The organism is Phenylobacterium sp. (assembly GCF_036402295.1).
Classification (GTDB): domain Bacteria; phylum Pseudomonadota; class Alphaproteobacteria; order Caulobacterales; family Caulobacteraceae; genus Phenylobacterium.
On record NZ_DASWTE010000046.1, the window covers coordinates 1 to 7718 of the forward strand.

The 7718-nt window shown below is 69.9% G+C and carries 8 protein-coding genes; 6 read left to right on the forward strand and 2 right to left on the reverse strand.

Annotated elements, in window-relative coordinates; translation table 11 throughout:
* The first annotated feature begins 52 nt into the window (after positions 1–52).
* The gene (locus VGD44_RS02870) at positions 53–1936 is read left to right on the forward strand and encodes a calcium-binding protein (protein WP_331083684.1); all 1884 of its coding nucleotides are present in this window, start codon (positions 53–55) and stop codon (positions 1934–1936) included.
* Here the strand turns inward: VGD44_RS02870 and VGD44_RS02875 are convergent.
* Positions 1933–3180 carry an MFS transporter gene (locus VGD44_RS02875; RefSeq protein WP_331083686.1) on the reverse strand — a complete coding sequence of 416 codons (1248 nt, stop codon included), beginning with the start codon at positions 3178–3180 and terminating at the stop codon, positions 1933–1935. The genes VGD44_RS02870 and VGD44_RS02875 overlap by 4 nt on opposite strands.
* A gap of 129 nt (positions 3181–3309) precedes the next feature.
* Positions 3310–3813 (reverse strand): hypothetical protein, encoded by a 504-nt coding sequence (locus VGD44_RS02880; RefSeq protein WP_331083688.1) that lies wholly within the window; start codon positions 3811–3813, stop codon positions 3310–3312.
* 91 nt (positions 3814–3904) lie between these two features.
* Here VGD44_RS02880 and VGD44_RS02885 point away from each other — a divergent pair, with 91 nt between their 5' ends.
* The 5 genes from VGD44_RS02885 to VGD44_RS02905 form a co-directional block, all read left to right on the forward strand.
* Positions 3905–4876 carry a metalloregulator ArsR/SmtB family transcription factor gene (locus tag VGD44_RS02885; protein WP_331083689.1) on the forward strand — a complete coding sequence of 324 codons (972 nt, stop codon included), beginning with the start codon at positions 3905–3907 and terminating at the stop codon, positions 4874–4876.
* On the forward strand, positions 4873–5808 hold the full coding sequence (gene metF / locus VGD44_RS02890; protein WP_331083690.1) for a methylenetetrahydrofolate reductase [NAD(P)H]: 936 nt from the start codon (positions 4873–4875) through the stop codon (positions 5806–5808). Before VGD44_RS02885 ends, metF begins: the two co-directional genes overlap by 4 nt.
* Positions 5805–6866 (forward strand): homocysteine S-methyltransferase family protein, encoded by a 1062-nt coding sequence (locus tag VGD44_RS02895; protein WP_331083691.1) that lies wholly within the window; start codon positions 5805–5807, stop codon positions 6864–6866. Before metF ends, VGD44_RS02895 begins: the two co-directional genes overlap by 4 nt.
* Positions 6866–7330 (forward strand): DUF6882 domain-containing protein, encoded by a 465-nt coding sequence (locus tag VGD44_RS02900; protein WP_331083692.1) that lies wholly within the window; start codon positions 6866–6868, stop codon positions 7328–7330. Before VGD44_RS02895 ends, VGD44_RS02900 begins: the two co-directional genes overlap by 1 nt.
* On the forward strand, positions 7330–7718 hold a 389-nt coding region (locus tag VGD44_RS02905), incomplete at its 3' end, for a dihydropteroate synthase (RefSeq protein WP_331083693.1). The genes VGD44_RS02900 and VGD44_RS02905, both read left to right, overlap by 1 nt.

The following is a 7718-nucleotide window of genomic DNA, read 5'->3' on the forward strand; positions in this document are numbered from 1 at the left end:
GGTGCGCCGCCGCGGCGGATGCCCGCTTCGCCGCGCGGAGGGGGGATAAGCCGTGGCGACATACCAGTTCCTGTCGATTACCCAGGGTGAGGCGAGAGATTACGACGCCGCACGGGACGACCTGCGGTTCGACGGCCTTTCCGGGCGCGTCGCGACCGATTTCTCTGTCAGGGAAGTGTTCCCGTCATTCGCCCTCGACCTGAGGAACGGCGGCGGCGTTGTCTTCGGCGGGGGTGCGGAAGGCGAGCGGCTGGTCCTGCCCGACGGTTCGATCATCGCCTTCCCTGCGCGGGGCTCGGCGACGGTCGAGGGCGGGCCGGGGCCCGACAACCTCTACGGCGGCCAGGACAACGACCTCCTGCGCGGCCTGGCGGGGGCCGACGCGCTGGACGGCGGACAGGGTGACGACACGCTCGTCGGCGGACTACAGGCCGACTATCTGATGGGAGGTTTCGGCGCGGACACGTTCGTCTTCGCGCCGGGCGACAGTGGGACGAGTGAAGGCGCAATCGACTACATCGGCGGCGAAGACTGGCAGGGCGGCTGGCAGGGCGCCTTCGACAAGCTCCTGTTCACGACCGAGATGACTGGAGGTGGGTACGCCGAGACGGCGGCCGACTCCTATGCGGCGGCGCTTCAGGCCGCCAACCAGCAGATCTCCTCAGGCGCAGCCGACGTGGTTGCGGTTCGAGTGTCCTGGACCGTGTTCGTCTTCGCCGACACGCGAAACGACAACGGTGCGGCGGACGACGCCATCCGCATCTACATCCCTCCTTCGGAAGACATCGGCGCCAGCAATATCGTCGGCTTGAGGTCGCCCGTCCCTGTGCAGCCTCCGATGAACTCGACGCCGCCGCCCTTGCCGCCGGCGTCGTACGGAACGTCGCGCGCGGCCGTGATGGGCAACATGGATGCGGCGCATCTGCGCGACCTCCTCCCGGCGGTGTTGTCCCAAGCCGACGCCACGACGATCCGGATCGATGGCCGGGGCGGGGCGCTCGGCCTCACCGTGACCGGCTCGGGATTCACCTATGCGAACGATCAGCTCGTCGGCGGGACGGCGACGGCCTTCAACTTCACCGATGCGCCGGGGGACGGCTCGACCGTCGTCCTGCGTCTGGTGTCCTCCGGCCTCTCGGTGAATGCCGGCGAGCTCGCCGGGTGGCTGGCCACGGACGCCACGCAGACGGCGTTTGCGACGATCTTCGCAGGCTCGGACCTAATGGGAGGCGGCTCGGCCGCCGACCTCATCCGCGGCTACCGCGGTGACGACCTCATTTACGGCCTAGCCGGCGGCGACACGATCTGGGGCGGCGAGGGGAACGACGTCATCGTCCTCGGGATGCCGCAGGGGTTGAGCGCCCCTCCCACCAGCGGCGCCCTCGGCCCGGCGCTGCCGAGCTATCTGCGTGGCGAGGAGGACAACGACTACATCGTCGGCGGCGATGGCTTCGACGATATCCACGGCAACATGGGCAACGACACGGGCGTCGGCGGCCTCGGCGACGACTGGGTCGTGGGCGGCAAGGGCGACGATATCCTGTTCGGCGAAGCCGGCGCCGATATCGTCTACGGCAACATCGGCGCCGACTCCTGTGACGGGGGCGAGGGCGCCGACACGATCCGCGGAGGCCAGGACGGCGACACCCTCGCGGGCGGCGCAGGCAACGACTGGCTGTCGGGCGACCGGGGTGACGACGCAATCACGGGTGGACGCGGCGCCGACCTTTTCCACACTTTCGGTGATGCGGGCGCGGATGTGGTCACCGACTTCAGCGTCGCCGAGGGGGACCGCGTGCTACTCGACCCCGGCACGCAGTACTCTGTCGCTCAGGTCGGCGCGGACACGGTGGTCAGCATGGCCGGCGGCGGCCAGATGCTCCTGGTGGGCGTGCAGCTATCGTCCCTGCCGGCGGGGTGGATCTTCGTCGGCTAGGCCGGGCCTTCCGGCATCTCGGCAAGGTGACGGAGCGGCAGGCCGACCAGAGGCGTGATGGCGAAACCCGCCGCCGCCACCCAGAGCGCGCCGCGCACGCCGAGGATCTCGCCCAGCAAGCCGCCCCCCAGAGCGCCCACGACGGCTAGGCCTCCAGCCGTTGCCTTGAAGCTCGCACCCACCCGACCGAGCATGGCTGGCGGCATCGCCGACTGGCTGAGGCTGGAACTCAGGATCAGCAGGACCACGCCGAACGCGTCGCCCAGCACCTGCGCCAGGACGAGGATGGCCATGCCGCCCTCAGGATCAGCAGGGGCGAGCGGGATCAGGAGCACCGAGAGCGCCACCAGCACCTGGCCGGCGATTAGGGCAGGGCCGACGCCGAGGCGGCGCGACATCCAGCCCGCCAGCAGCGCGCCCAGTAGCGCGCCTGCACCGCCGGCGGCGATGGTGAGGCCCAGGAGCGCCGGCGCCAGGCCCACGATCTTCAGGCAGAAGAGGATGTAGAGCGCGCCGAAGATGCCGCCGAAGAGGCTATGAATGGCGGTGGCGAGGAATATTGGCCGCACCAGAGGGTGGCGCCAGACGGCGCCGAAGCCGAGCGCCACGTCATCGGTCCAGTGGGCGTGCGGCTCGGGCTCGGGGGTGGGCTCCGGTCTGCGGATGCCGGCCAGGAACAATGCCGAGACGAGGTAGGTCACGGCGTTGGCGGCGATGGCCAGGGGCGCGACCAGCACCTGGAACAGGGCGCCGGCCAGCGCCGGGCCGCCGATCTCGGCCACGGACTCGGTCGCCGACAGGCTGGCGTTGGCGCGGGTCAGGTCTTCGCGCTTCACCAGGCCCGGCAGGTAGGCGTGGTCGGCGATCTCGAACAGCACGCTGGCCGCCCCGACCAGGGCTGCCGCCAGGTAGAGCAGCGGGAGCGTGAGGACGTGGAGCAGCGCCGCCACGGGGATCGCAGCCAGCACCGCGGCGCGGGCAAGGTCGGCGGCAATCATCAGGCCGCGCCGCTTCGTGCGGTCGACGTAGCCGCCGCACGCCAGGCCCACGACCAGTGCAGGGCCGTTGGAGAGCGCCGACAGGAGGCCGACGTCGGCCGGCGAGGCGCCCAGCGTCAGCACCGCGGCGATCGGCAGGCCCTCGCGGGTGATGCGGGCGCCGAACGCCGAGACGGCCTGCGCCGACCAGAGCCGCACGAAGTCCGGGTCGCGCCACAGCGCCGGGAGGTTCGGGAACAGGGGCATGGGGGGAGGAGCGGAAGGAAGCGGCACGAAGGCCGGGCATGCTCGAGGGCATGGGCTGAGGTGAGCCGAGATTTGAGGCCGCCGCGCGGGCTCACCGGGCGCTGTTAGGCCGCGAACCGTGTTCGCAAGTCAAGCCTGGGCAAGGAAGTCGGCGATCTCGCGGTCGTTCTTGAGGCGCACGATCCGGGCGTGGGCGCCGTGCGTCGCCAGCGCCGCCTCGAGCTTCGGCGCGACCTTGCGCTGGTAGGTCAGGATGAAGTGGTAGAACTTGAAGTCCACGCTCTCGCGGCAGCCCTCGGCCATGTCCGGCCGCACGCCGTCGCGGTATTCCACCACCCGCGAGATCGCCCGGACGAGGCACAACCAGGCCGGCTGGTCGATCCAGATGATGGTGTCGGCCAGCGGCATGCGCAGGTCCCAGCTGCCTCCGAAGTTGCCGTCGCAGACCCATTCGGGCGCCGTCAGAGCCTCGGCGATCCGGGCGCGGAACGCGTCGTCGTCGCTCTCGACCCAGCCCGGCTTCCAGAACAGCACGTCGAGGTGGATGACCGGCAGGCCCAGCTTCTCGCCCAGCCGGCGCGCCAGCGTGGACTTGCCGCCGCCCGAGTTTCCGATGATCAGCACCCGTCGCACGGCGGCCCCCTCGCGTTCCCGGCTATAGCCGCCCGCCCGGACCGCTGCCATTCACTTGACGTTAGTACGCATAAAGATATCTTTATGTCCGATGACGCTCTCGGCGAAACAGACGGTCGATGTGCTCCGCGCGGCGGGTGAGCCCACGCGCCTGCGCATCCTGGCGCTCCTGGACCGCGAGGAGTTGGCGGTGCTGGAGCTGTGCCGCGTGCTGGACCAGAGCCAGCCGCGCGTGTCGCGTCACCTGAAGCTGTTGGCCGAGGCGGGCCTGGTGGAGCGCTTCCCCGACGGCGCATGGGTGTTCTACCGTCTGACCGGCGCCGGCCGTGAGCACGAGGTGATCCGCGAGGTCCTGGCCCGGATCAATCCCGACGACCCGATTCTGGCGCGCGACCGGCGCAAGCTGGACGACGTGCAGGCCGAGCGCGCCGACGCCGCCCAGGCCTACTTCGCCGAGAACGCCGCCCAGTGGGACCAGATCCGCTCGCTCTACGTCGGCGAGGCGCACGTGGAGGCCGAGGTGCAGCGAGCGGCCGGCCGCGAGCGCGTGCGCCGGCTGGTGGATCTGGGCAGCGGCACGGGCCGCATGCTGACGCTGCTGGGCCCGCAGTCCGACCAGGCGCTGGGCCTCGACCTTTCCCAGCAGATGCTGAACATCGCCCGCCGCAACGTGACCGAGGCCGGCCTCTCGAACGTCGAGCTGCGCCACGGGGACATCTTCGACACCCGCCTGCCCGAGGGCGTGGCCGACCTCGTCGTCGTCCACCAGGTGTTGCATTACCTGGGCGACCCGGCCGCGGCGGTGAAGGAAGCGGCGCGCATTGTGGCGCCCGACGGCAAGCTGATCATCGTCGACTTCGCCCCGCACAAGCACGAGTTCCTGCGCGAGCAGCACCAGCACCGTCGTTTGGGCTTCTCGGACGAGGAGATGGCCCGCTGGCTGGGCGAGGCCGAGCTGCCGTCCGTCCACCTGTTGGCCCTGCCGCCCACCCGGACCGACGGCCTGACCGTCAAGATCTGGGCCGCCCAGCGCGCGCCCACCGCCTTGAGGAGCGCCGCATGAGCCCGGCCGACACAGCCCTCGGACCTGTGGCGCGCGCCGGCGCCGGCCAAGGGCCACGGCCGCGCGTCTCGTTCGAGTTCTCGCCACCCAAGGGCCCGAAGAGCGAGGAGAGCCTGTGGGAGGCGATCCGCCGCCTCGAGCCCCTGAACCCCGAGTTCGTGTCAGTGACCTACGGCGCCGGTGGCTCGACGCGCGAGCGCACGCATCGCACGGTCGTGCGCATCCTGAAGGAGACGACGCTCCGGCCCGCGGCCCACCTGACCTGCGTCGAGGCCAGCCGCGCCGAGGTGGACGAGGTGATCCAGGACTACTGGAACGCCGGCATCCGCCACATCGTGGCCCTGCGCGGCGACCCGCCGGGCTCGCTGGGCGGCGCCTACACGCCGCGCGCCGACGGCTACCAGAACGCCACCGAGCTGACCGCCGGCATCAAGGCCATCGGGCCCTTCGATGTCAGCGTCGGCGTCTATCCGCAGGTCCACCCGGAAAGCCCGTCGGTGGACCACGACATCAATGTGCTGAAGGCCAAGATCGACGCCGGCGCGACACGGGCGATCTCGAACTTCTTCTTCGACATCGACGGCTACCTCCGCTTCGTGGACCGCATCCGCAAGGCGGGCATCGACGTGCCGATCCTGCCGGGGATCATGCCGGTGTCGAGCTTCGAGGGCCTGTCGAACATGGCCGGCCGCATCGGGGTGGCCATCCCCGCCTGGCTCGCCAACCATTTCGAGGGCCTCGACGCCGACCCCGAGACCCGCAAGCTGATCGCCGCCTCGGTGGCCGCCGAGATGTGCGCCAAGCTCGCCGAGGAGGGCTTCAGCGACTTCCACTTCTACACGCTCAACCGCGCCGACCTGACCTACGCGATCTGCCGGGTCCTGGGCGTGCGCGAGACTCCCCCCGCCGAACCGAAGGAGGCCGCGGCATGACCCGGCAAGAACGCATCGCGGCCCTGAAGGCGGCCGCCAGAGAGCGCGTGCTGATCCTCGACGGGTCCTGGGGGGTGATGATCCAGAAGCGCGGCCTGGCGGAGGCCGACTACCGCGGCGAGCGCTTCAAGGACGCGGCTGGCCAGCTGAGGGGCAACAACGACCTGCTCTGCGTGACCCGGCCGGACATCATCGCGGACCTGCACGACCAGTACTTCGCCGCCGGCGCCGACATCTCCGAGACCAACACCTTCTCGGCCACCTCGATCGGCCAGGCCGAGTACGGCATGGAAGCGGCCGTGCGCGACATCAACCTGGCGGGCGCCCGCATCGCCCGCGAGGTCGCCGACCGCTGGACGGCCAGGGAGCCGGGCAAGCCGCGCTTCGTGGCCGGCTCCATCGGCCCGCTGCCGGTGATGCTGTCCATGAGCTCGGACGTGAATGACCCGGGCGCCCGGAAGGTGACGTTCGATCAGGTGTACGAGGCGTATTCCGAACAGGTCCGCGCCCTGCACGAGGGCGGCGTGGACCTGTTCCTGATCGAGACCATCACCGACACCCTGAACTGCAAGGCGGCGATCAAGGCGGTGCTCGACCTCGAAGACGAGGGCTATGAGCCGCTCCCGATCTGGATCTCGGGCACCATCACCGACCGCTCGGGCCGCACCCTGTCAGGCCAGACGGTTGAGGCGTTCTGGAATTCCGTGCGCCACGCCAAGCCGTTCGCCATCGGCCTGAACTGCGCCCTGGGCGCCGACCTGATGCGGCCGCACATCGCCGAGCTGGCGCGGGTGGCGGACACGCTGGTCTCGGCCTATCCGAACGCCGGCCTGCCCAACGCCATGGGCGAGTACGACGAGCAGCCGCACGAGACCGGCCACCAGCTGCACGAGTGGGCCGAGCACGGGCTGGTCAACATCCTGGGCGGCTGCTGCGGCACCACGCCGGACCACATCCGCCACGTGGCCGACGCGGTCAGGGGTCTGAAGCCGCGCCACGTCCCCGAACGGGCCAAGGCGATGCGGCTGGCCGGCCTGGAGCCGTTCGAGATCGCCTGATGGAAGCTCCAGACTGGTATGACGCCTGGTGCGAGGAGGCGTTCGAGACCTTCCGCACCAAGCAGAACGTGCTGGCCGAGACGTACAAGCTCGCGTCCTGGCATCGCTATGACTACGACACCCAGGCGGGAATCCTGACCTTCTCCGACGAGGGGCGGCCGCGGGTGGTCGCCGACATCCAGGTGATCGGGACGACCGGCGCCTCGGACTGGTTGTGGGGCTGGGCCAATGACAACTGGCCGGCGGTCAGCACCGACGGCATGCGGGCCGTCCGCGACTTCGGGGCCGAGCACGGCATTGAGGAGCTGACGAGCGAGTTCCTCGAGAGCGACGACTTGCCCGGCCTGGGCTGGATGCTGGCCGCGATCTCGGCTCGCGTTCTCGACGCCCAGGGCGCATACCGCGCGCCGTCCGGGGAGGGCGCCGTCTACCTCCTCATCCGATCCATCAAGTTTGTGAGCTGATGCGCCCCATCTTCATCAACGTCGGCGAGCGGACCAACGTCACCGGCTCGGCGAAATTCCGGAAGCTGATCGCCGAAGGGAACTACAGCGAGGCGCTCACTGTCGCGCGCCAGCAGGTGGATGCCGGTGCGCAGGTCATCGATCTGAACTTCGACGAAGGACTTCTGGATTCAGTCCACGCCATGCGGACGTTCCTGAATCTGGTCGCGGCGGAGCCGGATATTGCGCGGGTGCCGGTCATGATCGACTCCTCGAAGTGGGAGGTGATCGAGGCGGGGCTGAAGTGCGTGCAGGGCAAGGCGATCGTCAATTCGATCTCCATGAAGGAAGGCGAGGCCAAGTTCCTGGAGCAGGCGCGCGCGTGCCTGCGGTATGGCGCGGCCGTCGT